General features: G+C 33.4%; 18 protein-coding genes. 7 read left to right on the forward strand and 11 right to left on the reverse strand.

Features of this window, described 5'->3' with window-relative positions; all coding sequences use genetic code 11:
- Positions 1-7: 7 nt before the first annotated feature.
- The 8 genes from H603_RS0113790 to H603_RS0113825 all read right to left on the reverse strand — a co-directional run bounded on the left by H603_RS0113790 (position 8) and on the right by H603_RS0113825 (position 6,448).
- Complete coding sequence (locus H603_RS0113790) at positions 8-574, reverse strand: DUF3575 domain-containing protein (protein WP_026709162.1); 567 nt, start codon at positions 572-574, stop codon at positions 8-10.
- A 233-nt stretch (positions 575-807) separates the two neighbouring features.
- Positions 808-1,737, reverse strand: coding sequence for a hypothetical protein (locus H603_RS0113795; RefSeq protein ID WP_026709163.1), 930 nt, complete (start codon positions 1,735-1,737; stop codon positions 808-810).
- Positions 1,738-1,761: 24 nt separating this feature from the next.
- Positions 1,762-2,613 carry a substrate-binding domain-containing protein gene (locus tag H603_RS0113800; RefSeq protein WP_026709164.1) on the reverse strand — a complete coding sequence of 284 codons (852 nt, stop codon included), beginning with the start codon at positions 2,611-2,613 and terminating at the stop codon, positions 1,762-1,764.
- Positions 2,613-3,140, reverse strand: coding sequence for a GNAT family N-acetyltransferase (locus H603_RS0113805; protein ID WP_026709165.1), 528 nt, complete (start codon positions 3,138-3,140; stop codon positions 2,613-2,615). The genes H603_RS0113800 and H603_RS0113805 overlap by 1 nt, the downstream gene beginning before the upstream one ends.
- Before the next feature lie 123 nt (positions 3,141-3,263).
- Complete coding sequence (locus H603_RS0113810) at positions 3,264-4,133, reverse strand: nucleoside phosphorylase (protein WP_026709166.1); 870 nt, start codon at positions 4,131-4,133, stop codon at positions 3,264-3,266.
- A gap of 119 nt (positions 4,134-4,252) precedes the next feature.
- Entirely contained in the window at positions 4,253-4,582 is a 330-nt protein-coding gene (locus tag H603_RS0113815; protein WP_026709167.1) for a translation initiation factor, read from the reverse strand.
- Between the two features lie 335 nt (positions 4,583-4,917).
- Positions 4,918-5,310 (reverse strand): GxxExxY protein, encoded by a 393-nt coding sequence (locus tag H603_RS0113820; protein ID WP_026709168.1) that lies wholly within the window; start codon positions 5,308-5,310, stop codon positions 4,918-4,920.
- Between the two features lie 187 nt (positions 5,311-5,497).
- Positions 5,498-6,448, reverse strand: coding sequence for an isopenicillin N synthase family dioxygenase (locus H603_RS0113825; RefSeq protein WP_026709169.1), 951 nt, complete (start codon positions 6,446-6,448; stop codon positions 5,498-5,500).
- Positions 6,449-6,628: 180 nt separating this feature from the next.
- Between H603_RS0113825 and H603_RS0113830 the strand changes: the two genes are divergently transcribed.
- On the forward strand, positions 6,629-7,189 hold the full coding sequence (locus H603_RS0113830; RefSeq protein ID WP_026709170.1) for a biliverdin-producing heme oxygenase: 561 nt from the start codon (positions 6,629-6,631) through the stop codon (positions 7,187-7,189).
- On the opposite strand, the gene H603_RS0113835 is transcribed toward H603_RS0113830, so the two are convergent.
- Both H603_RS0113835 and H603_RS0113840 read right to left on the reverse strand, forming a co-directional pair.
- A complete protein-coding gene (locus tag H603_RS0113835; protein ID WP_026709171.1) occupies positions 7,179-9,431 on the reverse strand; it encodes an ATP-binding protein in 2,253 nt (750 codons plus the stop codon). The two genes, H603_RS0113830 and H603_RS0113835, sit on opposite strands and share 11 nt — an antisense overlap.
- A 41-nt stretch (positions 9,432-9,472) precedes the next feature.
- Positions 9,473-9,913, reverse strand: coding sequence for a response regulator (locus H603_RS0113840; RefSeq protein ID WP_026709172.1), 441 nt, complete (start codon positions 9,911-9,913; stop codon positions 9,473-9,475).
- Positions 9,914-10,133: 220 nt separating this feature from the next.
- Between H603_RS0113840 and H603_RS0113845 the strand changes: the two genes are divergently transcribed.
- The 6 genes from H603_RS0113845 (at position 10,134) to H603_RS0113880 (ending at position 17,412) form a co-directional block, all read left to right on the forward strand.
- Positions 10,134-12,110 (forward strand): alpha-ketoacid dehydrogenase subunit alpha/beta, encoded by a 1,977-nt coding sequence (locus H603_RS0113845; protein WP_026709173.1) that lies wholly within the window; start codon positions 10,134-10,136, stop codon positions 12,108-12,110.
- A 131-nt stretch (positions 12,111-12,241) separates the two neighbouring features.
- Positions 12,242-13,993 (forward strand): DUF885 domain-containing protein, encoded by a 1,752-nt coding sequence (locus tag H603_RS0113850; RefSeq protein ID WP_026709174.1) that lies wholly within the window; start codon positions 12,242-12,244, stop codon positions 13,991-13,993.
- 400 nt (positions 13,994-14,393) lie between these two features.
- The gene (locus tag H603_RS0113860; RefSeq protein WP_026709176.1) at positions 14,394-14,618 is read left to right on the forward strand and encodes a hypothetical protein; all 225 of its coding nucleotides are present in this window, start codon (positions 14,394-14,396) and stop codon (positions 14,616-14,618) included.
- Positions 14,619-14,836: 218 nt separating this feature from the next.
- The gene (locus tag H603_RS0113865) at positions 14,837-15,127 is read left to right on the forward strand and encodes a putative quinol monooxygenase (RefSeq protein WP_026709177.1); all 291 of its coding nucleotides are present in this window, start codon (positions 14,837-14,839) and stop codon (positions 15,125-15,127) included.
- A gap of 517 nt (positions 15,128-15,644) precedes the next feature.
- Positions 15,645-16,700: an ArsO family NAD(P)H-dependent flavin-containing monooxygenase gene (locus H603_RS0113875; RefSeq protein WP_026709178.1), complete on the forward strand. Its 1,056-nt coding sequence runs from the start codon at positions 15,645-15,647 to the stop codon at positions 16,698-16,700.
- Between the two features lie 46 nt (positions 16,701-16,746).
- A complete protein-coding gene (locus tag H603_RS0113880; protein ID WP_026709179.1) occupies positions 16,747-17,412 on the forward strand; it encodes an aspartate/glutamate racemase family protein in 666 nt (221 codons plus the stop codon).
- Between the two features lie 127 nt (positions 17,413-17,539).
- Here H603_RS0113880 and H603_RS0113885 read toward each other — a convergent pair whose 3' ends face one another.
- Entirely contained in the window at positions 17,540-18,070 is a 531-nt protein-coding gene (locus H603_RS0113885; RefSeq protein ID WP_211223778.1) for a CIA30 family protein, read from the reverse strand.
- Between the last annotated feature and the right edge of the window lie 325 nt (positions 18,071-18,395).

Here is an 18,395-nt window from a genome sequence, read left to right on the forward strand (position 1 = left end):
TTATTTATTAAAAACGATATCCTGTACTAAAGCTTACTCTTGATAAACCAGCAGGGCTTGAGTTATTAAACAAATTGAAACCTAATCCTAAATTTAAATTAATAGGAAAGCGGTGCGCAATATAAACTTTATAACCTATTGAACTACCTATAGCAACATCAATATATTGGTATTCTATCCTGTCATAATAGCCATAGTTTACGTTATTCAATCGTGCTATTTTATCATTAGATCCGCCATTAATTGAGCTGAAAAATTCGGCATAAAATAGACTCCTATTATTATTTGAAAAGGAATAACGAACAAATGGATCAATTTGATATTTTCTTTCACCTTGAAAACTATTATACGTTTTTTCTTGATCGTTTATAAACATAGCACTTACCCCAACCGAAAGTCTGTTTTTTATAAAATATTCGTAGGTGAGTTGTAATTTGGGATTTAGTATTATTTTTCCAAAATCAATTCTAAGCTCATTTTTTCGGTTTAGAATAGGATTTTTAAGGCCATGGAGTTCTTGTGCCTGAAAAGAGAGCGATGTAAACAATAAAAGCAAGCAAAATCGCATTTTCATTTTAACTTATTTGTAGTAAAAGTAGTTAATATGAATTAATAAAAAGTAAACGTAATATCATTTTTTTGTTACAAATAGCTTGCCATCTAAGGTCTATAAATAAATCTAAATTGTGATTTAATACAAGACACTTAGCCCAGATAGCAGCGATATCCTTTTTATTTTTTTCTTTAAAAAATGAAAAGATATAGCGAATAGCTGGAAATAGCTCCTGAAAAAATGCTTTGTAAAAATTAATTTAATGTCAAAGCTCCTAGAATTTCCTCAGATAAAAACGGACCTCCCGGATAATGAGCTGTATAATCTAAATTCAACCATACTTGATCACGCTCGTCAATATGGTAATGCAACTGTTTGTTTCCACTTTCATTTACAAAAAGTACATTTTTAATTAAATAGTTCACAGTTTCTAGATCATTCATGGATCCAATTAAGATTTCGGGGTAGATGTGCCCTTTTGTATGAATTAGTCGTGGTGTACCACCAATAGCACGCACGGCTGCGGCCATTAATATAGAGTGATCATCACAATCTCCAGAGAAGTAATCCAGCGATTCACTAGCTGTTGCGATATAATCCCCATCCTTAGGGTCGTTTACGTAATTCCAGCGGTTATTAATTTCTTTGAAAACAGCAAAACATTGAATTATAGTTCGGTATTCAGAATATCCTTTTACATCCTTAAAGTTTTTGCTAGTTGCCATGATAGCAAAATTTCGCACTTTAGGATTTTTATATTCAATCGAAGTTAGAATCTTAGACTTATTGGGAAATGGAAGTAGTTTCGAAATTATAATATCTTGAGGATAAGGATTGTCTGACATAGTATAAATCATTGAATCATAATCTTCATAGACACTATTGAATCCATAGTTTCCAAAAACGGTACCGTAAAAAAGCAATAAAATATAGATAATGATGCATATGATAATAATCGTTCGCAACAATCTTAGAATAAGCTGAATAACAGTTATCAAAAGTATGAATAGCAAAATACGGTCTAAGTTGAAGTCCCAATTTAGCTCAATCAAGTTTTGGTGTGCGATGATGAATACAGGTACGGCTATTAAAATATTCAAAATAAAAATAATCACATCATCCCAAGGCTTTTGAACCCTGAGTTTCTGTTTTATATCTTGAAAAGAAAAGTTTTTAATATCCATCTTGCAATTTCGAAAAAGTAAAAGTTACAACGTTTTTACAATTTCCTCAAAAGTACCTATTTTATCAATGATTTTGAGATCAAATAACTGATTTTGGACATTGTTTAACAAATTTTTAGCCAATGGTTTTTGCGACCACTCCGTTAATGAAAGCCATTCTTGAATATCAGTCGTTTTTTGATGGTACCTATCAGCTAAAATTTGATCAATATTTGCGATAGTTTTAAAGTTTGCAGTCTTATTATTGATAACACTTAATATAGCTGTGATAATTTCAGGTTGTTTTTCTAAAACTTCCTCACGTACAGCAATAACAAAACAAGGCCATGGAGTAGGGCAGTCGCCAACGCGTCTAAAGATTCCTTTATCTACCAATGGCTTGGTCATGAAACGTTCCCACATAAAATAATCTGCAGTTCCAGCAGTTAATGATTCGACGGCGCCATCGATGGTATTTACTATTTCAAATTCTAAATTTGCGGTGTTCCAATTTTCATTTCCAGCATTGACATAAGCCATTAATTGTGATCCTGAACCAAGTCGTGAAATAGCCGCTTTTTTAAGTTTTAAATCCGCAATAGTTACATAACTCGAATTTGCAGCTACATGAATTCCCCAAATCAAAGGTGAATCTACATATACCTGAACTATCCTTGATGGATTTCCTGCGACAATATCTTTGACAATTCCCTCGGTTAAAATAACGGCGATGTCGGTTTCTCCTGATCGCAACATTTGGCACATTTTTCCAGTTCCTTCAGGAACGTCAGTCCATTGTAAATTGATGTTTTGCTGCTCAAATTCATTATTTTCAAGGGCTAAATGCCACGGTAAATTAAAATGTTCTGGTACTCCAGCTATTTTTATTGTAGTCATTATTTATTGCTATTATTTAATTCATACCAAATACACGGAAGCTTGTTCCATTCGAATTCATTTTTTGTTTGCATCCCTAATTTCTCAAGAATATGGCGCGAACCTTTATTATCAACATGTGCTGAAGCATATATCGTATTAATTTTCATGCTGTTGAAACCATAATCTAACCAAGCTTTGGCCGATTCATATCCATATCCTTTGCCCCAAAACGCTTCAATAAACCGATAGCCAATTTCGAAAAAATTCACGTGACCATTTTCAGATTCTGTGATGTATTTTATGCCGCACCATCCTATAAACTGACCAGTTTCTTTAAGAATAACAGCATACCTACCAATGCCGTTCTCTACGTATTGCTTCTGGATGTTGTTAATGTATTCCTGGCTTTGATCAATAATAAGAATAGGATTTTTACCCAGATATTTGTGCACATTAGGATTATTATCTAATGCAAACATTCCTTCTAGATCGCTGTCGAGAATTTCTCTTAAAAGTAATCGTTCTGTCTGAATGGTGATGCTCATGCTATTTGTTTTTTAGCCCTGATAGGAGCGGCATCTCCCGATTTAGAAAAACAAGGCTTTTTTAAGCTGTAGTTTTTCTAAATCGGGAATACAGCGGACAGCAGGAATTAGCTCCTAAAAATTTTAGTTAGCGGCCAATTTATCTAATGTGTACGCAATTAAAGCATCAACAGCTTTGTAAGGATCAGCGCTGAAAGTCCCTGAAGCACGGTTTGCAATAATAGCATTTAACGATAAAGCATGATGCCCTAAAAGCGCTGAAAGTCCATATATCGCAGCCGTTTCCATCTCTAGATTGGTGATTCTATTATTTTCGAATGTGAAGTTATCCATTTTAGAATTCAGTTTTTCATCTTGAATATTCAAACGCAAGACACGTCCTTGTGGTCCGTAAAATCCTCCAGCTGTAGCGGTGATTCCTTTGTGCATTTTGTCGCTTTCGATAACTTTTTCTAACTTCTCAGAGCAAGCAATTACATACGGCTTTCCTTTGCGAATGTCCCAATTAGTATGACTTACAAATGCGTCTTCGATTTTCTCATTTGAAACTTCGTCAATTAAGTACGAACGCAGCATGTTGTCAAGTCCTAGTCCAAATTTAGACATTACAAAACTATCAACAGGAATATCAGCGTGAAGCGAACCTGAAGTCCCTATACGAATGATATTTAGGCTTGTCAACTCTTTTTTAGGTTGGCGCGTTTCTAAGTCAATATTAACTAATGCGTCTAGTTCGTTAACGACAATATCAATATTATCAGGACCAATTCCGGTTGACATTACCGTGATTCTTTTTCCTTTGAACATCCCAGTTTGCGTTTTGAACTCTCTTTTTTGAGTCGAAAACTCTACGCTGTCAAAGAATTGCGTAATTTTTTCCACACGATTTTGATCACCTACAAAGATGATGTCGTGTGCAATGTTTTCGGGTTTTAAGTTTAAGTGGTAAACACTTCCGTCTGGATTTAATATTAATTCTGATGATTGTATCATTTAATTTTTGTTTTTTCCTCACCCTAGCCCTTTCCAAAGGAGAGGGAGTTAGTGCCAGATTTAGATTGATTTTATTTATACCGTTTTAGTTTCTCCCCTTCGGGGAGGCTATGAGGGGATTATCCACCTACACGTTTTACTTTGAATCCTTTTAGTTTCAATATTTCCATTATTTTGTCGCGGTAATCACCTTGAATAATAATTGAATCATCTTTGAAAGTACCACCAACACTTAATTTGGTCTTGATTTCTTTGGCTAAGATTTTAAAGTCTTCGTCGCTTCCTTCATAACCTTCAATAATAGTGGTTGCTTTGCCTTTTCTTTTTTCGAACTTACAAATCATAGGCTCTTTTTGAACGTATAATTCATGAGGCACTTCTTCAGCTTTTTCTTCGGGAAGTGGCTCGTGATCAGGGAAAAGGTTTTTTAATTGGTCTGCTAAGTCCATAACTTGAATTTTTTGTGACATTTTATTCTGCTATAAATGCACGCGGATGACGTAAATTTAAGCAAGTGGTCATCCATTTTATATTTGTTTCTCTACTTTAATAATGGATACTAATCTATTATATACCGTTTTATTTCGTTTTATTGGCACGCGGATGACGCGGGTTTAAGCGAATATTCACGGATTTTTTTAGTTTTATTATACTGTGTTTTTATTTTTTTTCTCCTCTTTAAAATGAGCGCTAATCTATTTTATATCATTTTACTACCTTTGAATGGCATGCGGATGACGCAGGTTTAAGCGAATATTCACAGATTTTTTATATTAGTTTTTGTTTATACTATTCGTTTAATATTATTCTGAAATACTTTTCTAATGAATTCAGGTTTTTTTCCAAAATTCAAAAGCAAACCGACTTCACATTCTGTAGATTTTAAATAATTTATTAATTGAAATTCGTTCTCCTCAACTAAATAATCTTGTGCTTTCAGTTCTAAAATTATTAAATCATTTACGATTATATCTGCAAAATATTCTCCCACTTCAATATTTTTATAGTATACCTTGATCTTTTTCTGAGCTTCCACCTTAAATCCATTTTCTTTTAGTTCATAATATAAGGCATTTTGATATACTCTTTCAAGAAATCCATACCCTAGTGCATTATAAACATCGTAAAAATGTTGCAATATGGATTTCGTTAACTCACGATGTAAAATACTACTCATAAATATAGAACTGAATTAATAAAATGCTTCAATTTACAATCAATCAGCGTAAACCCGTTTAAATCCGTGTTATCCGCGTTCAATTTTCTCACCTCTACAAGTATTCGTAATTTAACGATAGTGATCAAAAAGAAAAAAGACATTAAGTAAACTCAATGTCTTTTATTACTAGTAGTAAAATTAGGAATTATTTTTTTATTAAACCTAAATCTACTAAACGTTCATACAAATATTCACCTGAAGTAATGTCTTCAAATTGTTTTGGGTTTTCTGCATCAATACAGTTTTCCAAACAATTTAGTGGCATATCGCTTACTGGGTGCATAAAAAATGGAACGGAATATCTTGAAGTACCCCATAATTCTCTTGGCGGATTAACCACTTGATGAATTGTAGATTTCAATTTATTATTTGTGTGGCGAGATAACATATCTCCCACATTAATTACTAGCTCGTCCGATTCAGCGATGGCATCAATCCATTCACCTTCATGGTTTTGAACTTGTAACCCTTTTCCTTGTGCTCCCATTAACAAAGTGATCAAATTGATATCACCGTGAGCAGCAGCACGAATTGCATTTGCAGGTTCAGATGTAATAGGAGGGTAGTGAATAGGTCTTAGAATAGAATTTCCATCTTTGACATAATTGTCAAAGTAGAATTCGTCTAATCCTAAACGCAAAGCCAACGCTCTTAAAACATAAACTCCCGTTTTTTCAAGCATCTGATAAGCTTCCTTACCAACAGCGTTAAATTTAGGCAGTTCCTTCACTTGCACATTTTCAGGATATTCTGAAGCATATTTTGAATCTTCGCTCACATACTGACCGAAATGCCAAAATTCTTTCAAATCTCCTTCTTTTCTTCCTTTTGCATGTTCTGTTCCAAAAGATACATAACCACGTTGTCCTCCAATTCCTGGAATCTCATAACTACGTTTTGTTTCTAAAGGTAAAGAGAAAAAATTTCTAATTTCACCATACAGTTCCTCTACTAATTGATCATTTAAAAAATGACCTTTAAGCGCTACGAAGCCAATTTCTTCAAAAGCACTTCCGATTTCATTTACAAATTTTTGTTTACGTGCCGGATCATCCGACAGGAAATCACGTAAGTCAACACTAGGAATTTGTTGCATACTTATAAATTTATTTATTAATATAATAGTTATATTAATTTCATTGCGGTAAATGTAATAATTTTAATTGTAATCCTTTTTTATTGATTACTAATTTTTAGTATTGATTAACATCTACAATTATCAATTATCTAAGCTAATAGTTTACTTTTGTTTCTTATAAATCATAAAAAAGCGTCCTTGTTAGATCATTTAAAAATTGCCACAAAAGTTAATCACAGTAGTGTTGAGAAAGTATTAGTCCATAAACTTAAAAATCTCTCTTCACAAGAGGAATATGCAAACTTACTTTTTCAGCTTTACGGATTCTATTTTGAGTTAGAGAAAAAGGTGCACAGTATTATTGATCAAACGCTACTGCCTGATATTAGTAAAAGGGTTCATGTTGCCAATTTACATACTGATTTGGTAAACTTAAATCACAGCGTAGCTATTACCACTGCAAATAGATATCCTGATACAATTGCTTCTGTTTCTGAGGCCGTGGGCGTTTTATATGTTATCGAAGGTTCTACTTTAGGAGGGCAATTTATTGCTACAATGTTAAAAAAGCAACTGCCAACATTGACAGATTCACAAATAAATTATTTTCTTTCATATGGTGAGAATACCATGGAAATGTGGAAACAATTCAAGCTTTCGATCGAAGAAAAAGCAATTGATATAGATGAAAATAGTGCTTTAAATGCGGCACAAAACACATTTAAAGCACTAGAAGATTGGTTACAACTTAGTTTATAGGGAAATAGAGGTGTATTTTTACACCTTCACCCAGTATTCCTTCTGCAGTGACAAAACCATCGTGCTTGGTCATTATCTTTTTACATAAAGCAAGTCCAATTCCTGAACCGCCGTACTCTTCCTTATCATTTAAGCGAGAAAATATTTTGAAGATTTTCTCTTTATACTCATTGTCAAGTCCAATTCCGTTGTCAGCGACTTCTATAATGTGATAGCGTTTTCCATAACTATTTAAAGTTTCTGTTTTATCGCTTATCCTAACTTCTAAATCACGTAGCGGACTTTTAAATTTAATCGAATTATTAATTAGATTTGAAAGCAATTGTTTTAATAAAAACGGAACTCCCTTGATTGTAGGTAATTCTTCAACGATTAAAGTAGCTTCGTTTGAGTCAAAACTATCGATCAACTCTTCCTTGTTCAACTCGGCAAACAAAAAGTTCAAATCAATACATTCAAAATTTGAGTTTTGAGCACCGGTTTTAGTGTATTTTAATATATCCGTAATTAAGTTTTGCATGCGTTCGGCTGAACTTTGCATCTTCAAAATCTTATTTTGAACGTCTTCAGGAAGTGTTTTAAGCTCGTTACCTCCTACAAGCACAGATGCCATCATTCTTATTTTACGCAAAGGCTCTTGCAGATCGTGTGTACTAATCCAATTGATGTTTTCTAACTCTGCGTTAGTATCTCTTAGAATGGTATGCAAACGTCTTTGATTTTCTTTTTCCTCCAATAACAGTATTGTACGCAAGTTTATTTGTAAAAAGTTATGAAAACTATTTGTAGCACTTAGTTCGGCTTTTAGCCAAATACTACTTTGGTTTTTAATAGAATCAGCATATTTAGCAAACGATTTACGAGGTGTCAAGCGTTCAGTGCTGTCGTTACTTATCGTAGGGTCACCTCCCCAAAAGATATTTTTAATCGATTCCTCACGATACCAAATAATACAATCGCTCTCATTATTTAACGAATAATAATTTATTCCTGGAAAATTTGAAGATATAAAAGCAAGGTCTTTACTGATCGAAAGTAAAGAATCGGTTTCAAAGTGATCTCCTTTAACAAATTCAGATAAAAACAAGGCCAAACGCTTTGTGTTTTCTTCGGACGGAGTGTTGCCCACACCATAAAATTCATCGGCGATTATTGCAGTAAAACCCACACTATTGCATAAATCCATAACGGTTTCATTGGCAACCAGTTGTTGGATATCTTTTCTATCTAAATCTAATTTCTTTCCAATTAAGTTGTTTAATGCGTCCGAAGTACTTCGTGCAATTTCAAATTCTTCATTCAATAATCTGCCATCAATTTGCGAAGTAATAAAATGACCGTGCAATTTTACTGCTGATTTGATTTCTTCACTTAAATACTTTGGTTTAGAGTGATGACAAGTAATCATTCCCCACAACCTATTTTTATGAATTAACGAAATCGTTAATGTACTGCCTACTTTCATATTTTTTAAATACTCAATATGGATGGGCGATACACTACGCAGCACAGACAAGCTCAAATCTAAACGGCTGTTTTGTTCTGTGTCTAATTTAAAAAGCGGAACGGGAATGTAATCTACGTCCCCAATAATACGCAATTGATTGCGCAAATATAATTCTCTAGCTTGCGCAGGGATATCTGTGTGAGGGTAGTGTAAACCTAAATAAGGGTCTAAGTGAGGCTCCTTACTCTCAGCAATTACCTCTCCATTATAATCTTTATCAAAACGGTAAACGAGCACACGATCAAACTTTGTAATTTCTTTAATTGCTAATGCAACTACATCAGCAAGATCTAGTAAAGTATTGGTGTTTTCAATGTATGATAATAATTTTTTAGAGGAATTGTACAGGGAATTTTTTTCGTCAAATTGCGTATTTAAAGGTTCGAACTCCATTACAATTTCGTTGTCGCTTTTGTGTGCGCTAATGATGAAATCGGTTTCGTTGAGTTTGTAATTGATCGTTTTAACTTGATCCGTTTGTTCTGATTTAATTTCCTCTAAAAATTCTAAAATTGAAGCATCAAATAATTGAGAAAGCTCTTTACCTAAAGCTTGCTCGTAAGTTATACCAATAAACTGTTCGCAATTTGCGCTACAAACTGTTATTGTAAAAGAGCTTGAATCAATTGCAAGTAAAAAACCGTGTGGCTGAATTGATCCCGGTATATGTATAGGTTCGTCATCGCAATTATCTAAATTAACGAGACTGTCATTAAGAATATTTCTAAAACTCATTATTATAAAGTATCTTAAGTAATGTAGGTATTTAAGTTTGTTTATCTAAATAAAAAGTTCTTAGAATCTACATGATGATTTTCCCAATTAATACCCGCAAATGAAGTGATCAATTTTATTAAATCATTAAAATCGTAGGGTTTTATAGCATAATAACTTGCTCCTAAGGCTTTACATTTTTCAATAATTGAATTGTCAGAACTCGTAGAATACATCACCACAGGAAAACCTACTAATTTAGGATCGTTTCTAATTTCCTGTAAAAATTGGAAACCTGATTTCAAGGGCATGTTAATGTCTAAAAACAGTACTGAATTATTCTCTTCATTTTTTTTGATACCTTCAATTAAATTTTCACCGTCTTTAAAAACATCTAAGCTAATAGGGGAGTGAATAGCTTCAGATATTTGTTCGACAGCCTCGTTGAAGAACATTAAATCATCATCGTCGTCGTCTGCATAAAATATTTTAATATGTCGCATAATAGCTCAAGATTTACTTTATGTGATTAACATTATTTTAAGAACCACCGCAAAAATAAAACTTTAACATCAATTTACTACTTAAAATTTTAATAAAATTGAATGGACGCTCTCAAATAGTTTTTTAAATTAGATAATAGTAGAATTAAATAATAATATAACATTTTGAATTGCAAATGTTATATTTCTGTATATTTGATAGATGCAAAAATAGCTAATAATGAAATTTGAAAGAGCCAATCTAACTAACGATGTACTACTGGATTTGTACAAAAAAATTCTTAAACCAAGATTAATTGAGGAGAAAATGCTCATTTTAATCAGACAAGGAAAAGTTTCTAAATGGTTCTCTGGAATCGGTCAAGAAGCAATTGCTGTAGGAGTTACAGCTGCTTTAGATCAAGACGAATATGTTTTACCGATGCATCGCAATCTAGGTGTTTTTACTAGTCGAAATATACCATTATACCGTTTATTCTCACAATGGCAAGGCAAGGCAAGTGGTTTCACAAAGGGTCGTGATCGAAGTTTTCATTTTGGCACACAGCAATATAAAATTATCGGAATGATCTCGCATCTAGGCCCGCAACTAGGAGTCGCAGATGGGATAGCTCTTGCAAATAAATTAAAAAAGAATGGCAAAGTAACTGCCGTATTTACTGGTGAAGGTGCTACCTCTGAAGGAGATTTTCATGAGGCATTGAATATTGCATCAGTTTGGGAATTACCAGTTTTATTTGTTATCGAAAATAATGGTTACGGACTTTCGACTCCTACAAACGAGCAGTATCGTTGTGAAAATCTAGCTGATAAAGGCATTGGTTATGGCATGGAAAGTCATATCGTGGATGGAAATAACATATTAGAAGTTTACAATTTGATTTCGAATCTAAAGAAATCTATGGAAACTAATCCGCGACCAATTTTACTCGAATTTAAAACTTTTAGAATGCGTGGTCATGAGGAGGCGAGTGGTACAAAATACGTTCCGCAAGAATTAATGGATGGATGGGCAGTTAAAGACCCAGTCGAAAATTACCGACAATTTCTAAAAGCTGATAAAATTTTAACGGAGGAATTTGACGATAAATTACGCACAGAAATTAAAAAGGAAATTGATGAAGGTCTAGCTATAGCCAATGCTGAACCTGAGATACAAGCTTCTTTGAGTGAAGAGTTGAATGATGTGTATAAACCATTTGGATATAAAGAGGTTAGTCCATCTCAGGAAAAAGAAAAGATTCGATTTATAGATGCCATTTCTAATAGTTTACGAGAGTCAATGGAACGCCATAATAATTTGGTTATTATGGGACAAGACATCGCTGAATATGGTGGAGCGTTCAAAATAACAGATGGATTTGTATCACACTTTGGTAAACAAAGAGTAATCAATACACCTATTTGTGAGAGCGCTGTAGTATCAGCTGCCATGGGGTTATCAATTAACGGACACAAGGCAATTGTCGAAATGCAATTTGCTGATTTTGTATCTACAGGATTTAATCCTATTGTAAATTTACTCGCTAAATCGCACTATCGCTGGTTAGAAAAAGCAGATGTTGTGGTACGAATGCCGTGCGGCGGTGGCACACAAGCTGGACCTTTTCATTCGCAAACAAATGAGGCTTGGTTTACAAAAACTCCCGGACTTAAAGTGGTGTATCCCGCCTTTCCTTATGATGCAAAAGGACTCTTGAATGAATCGATAAATGATCCTAATCCTGTACTTTTTTTTGAACACAAACAATTATATCGCTCTATTTATCAAGAGGTGCCTACAAATTATTATACTTTACCATTAGGCAAAGCTGCCTTATTGAAAGAAGGTAACGATGTGACCATTATCGCTTTTGGAGCGGCAGTGCATTGGGCATTAGAAACCTTAGATAAAAACCCAAGTATTTCTGCTGACTTATTAGACTTGCGAACATTACAACCTCTAGATACCGAAGCTATTTACAAGTCAGTTAAGAAAACGGGAAGGGTCATAATTTATCAGGAAGATTCATTATTTGGCGGTATTGCTAGTGATATATCGGCATTGATAATGGAGGAATGTTTTAAATATCTAGATGCTCCAGTAAAACGGGTGGGGAGTCTCGATTCACCTATTCCATTTACCAAGGCTTTAGAAGATCAATATTTACCTAAAGGCCGATTTGAAAAAGAACTATTGGCGCTATTAGAATATTAAAAGTTAGCAAGTACACAGCATCCTTTTATGAGTTTCACTTGTAAAGGGATGTTTGCTTTTACAAAGGCTACTCAATTTATAGTGTAGGCCCGCCAATTTTTTCTATCTTTATTTCTTTAAACCTTACCAACATGAAAAAAATTCTAGTATCGCTTTTTATTTTGGGTGCCTTAGCTTCTTGTAAAAAGAAGGAAGATCCTAAAAAAACTGAAACTATAGATTCTAAATTCGAGAAATATAAAGAACATTTCATCACTAATTTATGGGATGTTTATCCTGATTGGGCTTCTAGTCAAGGGTATCACAAAGGAGACAGTATATTAAATGTCGCTGATTCTGCTTACACAAAATTACAATTGGATTTTGCCCACGTACAACTGGACTCCCTTCGTGCTTATCCTTTAGAACAGCTTTCGAATAATAATAAAACCGATTTACATCTTATTCAAAATCAACTACAGAGCACGATTTTTAATATCGACAAGTTAAAATCAGCAGAGTGGGATCCTTCGCAATATAATGTTTGTGGCTCTTTTGCTGAAATTCTAAACGGTAATTACGATTCGCTAGACGTGCGACTGCATCATTTTAATATCAAACTTAAAAATGTACCAGCATATTATGAAGCAGCCAAGAATAATATCAAGAACCCAACAATCGAACATACCGATCTAGCGATTGCTCAAAATTTAGGTGGAATTTCTGTTTTCGAAAAAGATTTAAATAGCGCTTTAAGCAAAAGCAAATTAAAGACTGCTGAGAAAAACCAAATCAAAGAAAGAGCCAAACTCGCCATTGCTGCCGTAAAAGAGTATGCTAAATGGCTGAAAGAATTAGATAATACAACGCCGCGCTCTTTTAGACTAGGAACTGATTTGTATGCTAAAAAGTTTGACTTAGACATACAGTCAAGTTTAGAAGTTGATTCTATTTTTAAAATTGCAATGACGCACAAGGCGGAGCTGCATCAAAAAATGTTTGTGATTGCAGATCGCCTTTGGGAGAAATACAATAAGAAAACAGTGAAACCTACGGATAGCTTGACTTTAATACGATCAGTTATTGATAAGATTTCTTTGCAACATACGACTCCAGCTAAATTTCAATCAGAAATCGAGAAGCAAATCCCAGAATTGGTCGCTTATGTTAAGGAGAAAGATTTACTGTATATAGATCCTTCAAAACCATTAGTGGTTAGAAAAGAACCTAGTTATATGGCGGGTGTTGCCGGTGCTTCAATTTCGGCTCCTGGACCTTACGATAAAAATGCAAATACCTATTATAATGTAGGGAGCATGGCTGGTTGGGATAAAGAAACTTCAGAAAGTTATTTAAGAGAGTACAATGATTATATTCTACAAATCTTAAATATTCATGAAGCCATTCCTGGACATTATACGCAGTTAGTTTATAGCAACCAATCACCAAGTATTATTAAATCAATTTTAGGAAACGGAGCGATGATCGAAGGTTGGGCTGTTTATACCGAGTTGATGATGCTAGAAAGTGGCTATAAAAATTCTGACGAGATGTGGCTAATGTATTATAAGTGGAATTTAAGAACTACTTGTAATATGATTTTAGATTATAGCGTGCATACTAAAGAGATGTCTCTTGAAGCTGCGATGCATCTATTAATGGTAGAAGCGTTCCAGCAACAAGCAGAAGCAGAAGGGAAATGGAAAAGAGTGACCTTATCACAAGTGCAATTATCTTCTTATTTCACTGGTTACACAGAGATATATTCTTTTAGAGAAATGTTGAAAAAGGAACAAAAAGATGCTTTTAATTTGAAAGAATTTCACGAGAAGTTCTTAAGCTATGGTAGTGCACCAGTTAAATATATAAAAGGGCTGATGCTCCAAGATGTTAAAAAGAAGTAATATTTAAAAGACCCAATTGGCACGTGCTAATTGGGTCTTTTTCTATTTTAAAAGTATCCTAATATCCAGTAGATAATTACAAATAGGATAATGGTACCAAAGCAGCCACCTCCTAATTTTTTGGCTCCCCAGCCAGCAAGTATTGTTTTAAAAAATCCGTTCATGGTTATAATTTTGGTTAGTATTTGTTTAATTTTCAATAAAAATAGGTATTAAATGCAACGATTTTAATTTTGAGTACAATGTTGTAAATATTGATGTTAATTGCGATATAATAAAGTTAGCTTAATAACAAATGTTATAGGATTACTTTGACTATATTTAATAATAGGGTATTTGCTACGCTATCTTTTAAGTGTACCTTTGCTTTTTTTTATCCTATTAATTATTAAATGTTGCCATGAAGCCGCTACTCGAAAAGAATATTTTAAAAGATGCCACGATTAACAAAGTGCAATTTGACAAAGAATGGTTCTATAATTTTGATGATATTGCTTTCTATTTAAAAGAAGATTTATCAGAAGTCGATACCATATTTTTACCCATGTTAATTGATGGCGAACAAGAATTTGTAAAATGCTGCACCTTTGAAGATGTCATAAGAGGTAGAAAGGAATTCAAATAAACTGTTTCTTTCTTTCCTAATTATTTAGTGGAAGCTTTAAAGAATTGATACCTAAAGAAAATGCTAACTTTTTGATTCTATTGAAATTTAAGTAATAGCAATTACTTGTAAATAAAACCACCAATGTTTTTATCACTATTTAACTGAGAAGAGAACGTTAAAATAGGTAGTAAAGCCATCTGAAAGCTGTAATTTTGGTATAATAAAACAAACAAATCATGAGTACAATAACAGTTGTGGCTAAAATTGTAGCCAAAGAAGAAAATAGAGCATTCGTTAAAGAGGAATTACTAAAATTAGTTACTGGAAGCCGTACAGAAGCTGGTTGTGTAAACTATAACTGCCTTCAAGACAACGAAGATGCCAATACTTTTATAATGTATGAAAATTGGAAAGATGCAGAGGCGCTTACTTTACATGCTGAAACGCCACATTACGTAGGATTTAAAAAAGCAGTTCAAGAAAGTCTAGCTGAATTATCATTAAATAAAATGACAACAATTTCTTAGAGCTATTACGGTCTTAAACTAGACTTAAATGGTTTCTGTCTTAATATAGAAAAGTCGCTGCAAAGCGGCTTTTTTTTGTCCAATTTAATCGAAATGAAATTATTGCAATTTTTCAAATGCTTTTATATTTTCGAAAATAAACAGATAGAGTCAATTTGTTTTATGATCTGCGCTATGTTTGAATTTGAAATATTATTTTTTTTTCGAACAATGCTCTAATGCTTTACATATTAAAGTAAATACAGTTTTTTCAAATTCTTTTAATTTTGACTTATGACTTATTTTATCAAGGTTTTATTTGGCCTTAATTTGCTTTTTTGGAGCGCTACTTTCGTTTAAAACGATTTAGAAAAATTAATAGATGATTCTTTGTAAGTGTCTAAATCATTAAAGAAAGAAGTGGGATGTCATTCCTTTTAGTATTCGAACCAAAACATGAGTTAAATTATTTACCTTGTACTAAATATAGTGCGATGGGAAACCAAGAAAAGATACTATTAAAAAATAGGTGGATAATATGAAACAATATGATGTCATAATAATTGGAGGAGGGCAAGCAGGAGTATCTGTGGCTTACTTTTTACGAAGAACCAATTTAGAATATCTTATCCTCGATAATCAATCAAAGCCTGGAGGTTCTTGGTTACAAACCTGGGATAGTTTAAAATTATTTTCTCCTGCTGCTTACAGTTCGTTATCTGGTTGGGCAATGCCACAAAGTGAGGAAGAATATCCAAGTAAAACAACGTTTATCGATTATCTTACACGGTATGAAAATAGATACAATTTCCCTATTCAAAGAGATACTGTAGTTGATAGTGTTGTCAAAGAAGGCACTATTTTTAAAATAGATACTTCAAAGGGAACTTTCTATTCAAAAACAGTGGTAAGTGCAACTGGTACCGCAAGAAATCCTTTTATACCAGCGTATCCTGATAACGAGAAATATATGGGAAAGCAAATCCATTCTCACGCTTACCGTAGTCCAGATATTTTCAAAAATCAAAGAGTCCTTGTTGTAGGTAGCGGAAATTCAGGAGCACAAATACTCGCAGAAGTATCAAAGCACGCGTTTACAAAATGGGTCACATTACAAGAGCCACATTTTCTAGCTGACGATATTGATGGTCGCTATTTATTTGAAGAAGCAAACAATACTTATTTTGGTAAAACAAATAACGTTGCTTCCGAAAAAATCACACTGTCTAGTATTGTTATGGTACAAACAATAAAGGAGGCTAGAGAAAGAGATGTGTTACATGCAGTAAGACCCTTCAAGTCCTTTTATGAAAAAGGAGTAATTTGGGATAATGGGGATAAGGAGCCATTTGATGCAGTCATTTGGTGCACTGGATTTAAAGCCAACTTAGATCATTTAAAATCTCTTGCAATTATCAATGACAACCAAATAAAAACCAATCCAGAAAGCACACAATCATCTGTGCTACCAAATTTATGGCTCGTTGGTTACGGGAACTGGACCGGTTTTGCTTCGGCTACAATCTATGGAGTAGGTAAAACAGCACGAAAAACGGTTGAAGAAATTAAAGGCTTCTTTGATATTAATCAATAGCAAGTATAAAAATTATATTAGACTTAAAAAGTAAATAAAATAAGAGATGAGTAAAAAAAGTATTGGATTATTAGGATTGGGCAGTCGTAGCACCTTGTATTACATTGAGCAGTTAAACCGACTTTACAATAAAAAAATGGGCGGCTACAGTACATTTCCTTTTGTGATGATCAATGCAAATTTTGATGCCATCAATTCCCTTTTACCCAATCCTTCGAATGAATTAGATGCTTTTGTAACAGAATATGTAACCAGACTCGAGAAACTAGAAATAATTGCGATTCTAATTCCTAATATCACATTGCACGAAACAATCGATAGATTAAAAATTCGTAAAAAGCTACTGCATCCTTTAGTTTTAACTACTAAAAAAATAATAGAGCAGGAGTGGAGCACAGTATTTTTATTTGGTTCGCTACATACTATGGAATCTAATTATGTTAGCTCTTACTTAGAAAACAGGGGTATTATTGTCGAAATCCCATCAAAAGAAGACCGTTTATTTATTGATACTGTTCGAAAGCAAGTCTACGCCAAAACTGAAACTCCAGATTTAATAGTTAGTTATCATAAGATGCTAGATAAATACACTGAAAAATTCCCTGTAATCCTGGCATGCACAGAGTTGTCCATTTTAAAACCAATTGATAATAATCGCATCATAGATATGGTGCAGTTGCAAGTAGAAGAGGCCGTTTTACTTACTAATTAACTTGCAAGTTTTACTAAGCGAGTGTAGTCATGTCTGGTTTCGTACAGAAGATATTGTACTATTTGCAACTTGATTTATGTTATAAAACGATCAAAAATTTTTAATCATTTTTTTGAGGACTGCTCTTTTATCTCAATTCAATTCGATCAATAATGAGTTTGAATTTTTCATTTTTCTTGTTGCCAATTAAAAAAGCTATTTCTTCAAAATATGGATCCGAAAAGTTCCGTTGTTCTAGTGTTCTACCTCTAAATGCAGGATACATGTTTTTGAGCTGAATTGTTATTTCCTGCCATTCTCCCGAAGTTGAAAAAGGTGCAATGAAGGAATGAGAGTCCGCCGAGTTTGTTTTTATCCTAAATTGATACTGTTTACCATCAGCTCGAAGTTTAATGACTATGCTGCTGTATCCTTCTGTTTTAACCTTTGGAAAGCGATACCGAACAGATGAAAAGCCTCCATTGTTTTCCAAAGAAATAGCGCCTTCAAACACAGCAAAACCATCCGAATTTAAACTGAAATTACCCGAAGATATTCCTCCCATGACAACATCATCTACCACTCGCCAATCTTGAATGTTAGATTTTTTAGTAAAATCAAAAAGTAGGAGTGGAGGTAGGGAAGAAAATAAAGTCATCATACAAATTAAATTTTTCATACTAATTCTTTTTTGATTGGTGAGATATTTAAATGAATTGCAATTAGCTACAATTTTTTAAACAATAGGAATTCCTATCCAATGCATTGTAAGCATTATTACAGCGGTTATTCCAAAACTGCACAGTGTAAGAACACGCCAATAAACAGACCTTCCGTTACCGAATCTCCAAATACGTTCACCAGCATTATCTCTGTTGGATTTCAATGTTAATTTCGACAATATGAATGTTGAAACAACAAAAGTAACTATAGCAATCAACCAAAACTTTATCATAATACATGCATTTAAAATAATAGTAATTTTCGAAATTATGTCTAACTGT

This window comes from Flavobacterium frigidarium DSM 17623, from assembly GCF_000425505.1.
Taxonomy (GTDB): domain Bacteria; phylum Bacteroidota; class Bacteroidia; order Flavobacteriales; family Flavobacteriaceae; genus Flavobacterium; species Flavobacterium frigidarium.

Excerpts from the sequence above, each read along its gene's own strand:
- H603_RS0113820 (WP_026709168.1), bottom strand. The coding sequence starts at position 5,310 with ATGAGTAGTATTTTACATCGTGAGTTAACGAAATCCATATTGCAACAT.
- H603_RS0113790 (WP_026709162.1), bottom strand. The coding sequence starts at position 574 with ATGAAAATGCGATTTTGCTTGCTTTTATTGTTTACATCGCTCTCTTTT.
- H603_RS0113850 (WP_026709174.1), top strand. The coding sequence starts at position 12,242 with ATGAAAAAAATTCTAGTATCGCTTTTTATTTTGGGTGCCTTAGCTTCT.
- H603_RS0113880 (WP_026709179.1), top strand. The coding sequence starts at position 16,747 with ATGAGTAAAAAAAGTATTGGATTATTAGGATTGGGCAGTCGTAGCACC.
- H603_RS0113865 (WP_026709177.1), top strand. The coding sequence starts at position 14,837 with ATGAGTACAATAACAGTTGTGGCTAAAATTGTAGCCAAAGAAGAAAAT.
- H603_RS0113800 (WP_026709164.1), bottom strand. The coding sequence starts at position 2,613 with ATGACTACAATAAAAATAGCTGGAGTACCAGAACATTTTAATTTACCG.
- H603_RS0113795 (WP_026709163.1), bottom strand. The coding sequence starts at position 1,737 with ATGGATATTAAAAACTTTTCTTTTCAAGATATAAAACAGAAACTCAGG.
- H603_RS0113840 (WP_026709172.1), bottom strand. The coding sequence starts at position 9,913 with ATGCGACATATTAAAATATTTTATGCAGACGACGACGATGATGATTTA.
- H603_RS0113885 (WP_211223778.1), bottom strand. The coding sequence starts at position 18,070 with ATGAAAAATTTAATTTGTATGATGACTTTATTTTCTTCCCTACCTCCA.
- H603_RS0113815 (WP_026709167.1), bottom strand. The coding sequence starts at position 4,582 with ATGGACTTAGCAGACCAATTAAAAAACCTTTTCCCTGATCACGAGCCA.
- H603_RS0113825 (WP_026709169.1), bottom strand. The coding sequence starts at position 6,448 with ATGCAACAAATTCCTAGTGTTGACTTACGTGATTTCCTGTCGGATGAT.
- H603_RS0113835 (WP_026709171.1), bottom strand. The coding sequence starts at position 9,431 with ATGAGTTTTAGAAATATTCTTAATGACAGTCTCGTTAATTTAGATAAT.
- H603_RS0113875 (WP_026709178.1), top strand. The coding sequence starts at position 15,645 with ATGAAACAATATGATGTCATAATAATTGGAGGAGGGCAAGCAGGAGTA.
- H603_RS0113805 (WP_026709165.1), bottom strand. The coding sequence starts at position 3,140 with ATGAGCATCACCATTCAGACAGAACGATTACTTTTAAGAGAAATTCTC.
- H603_RS0113810 (WP_026709166.1), bottom strand. The coding sequence starts at position 4,133 with ATGATACAATCATCAGAATTAATATTAAATCCAGACGGAAGTGTTTAC.
- H603_RS0113860 (WP_026709176.1), top strand. The coding sequence starts at position 14,394 with ATGAAGCCGCTACTCGAAAAGAATATTTTAAAAGATGCCACGATTAAC.
- H603_RS0113845 (WP_026709173.1), top strand. The coding sequence starts at position 10,134 with ATGAAATTTGAAAGAGCCAATCTAACTAACGATGTACTACTGGATTTG.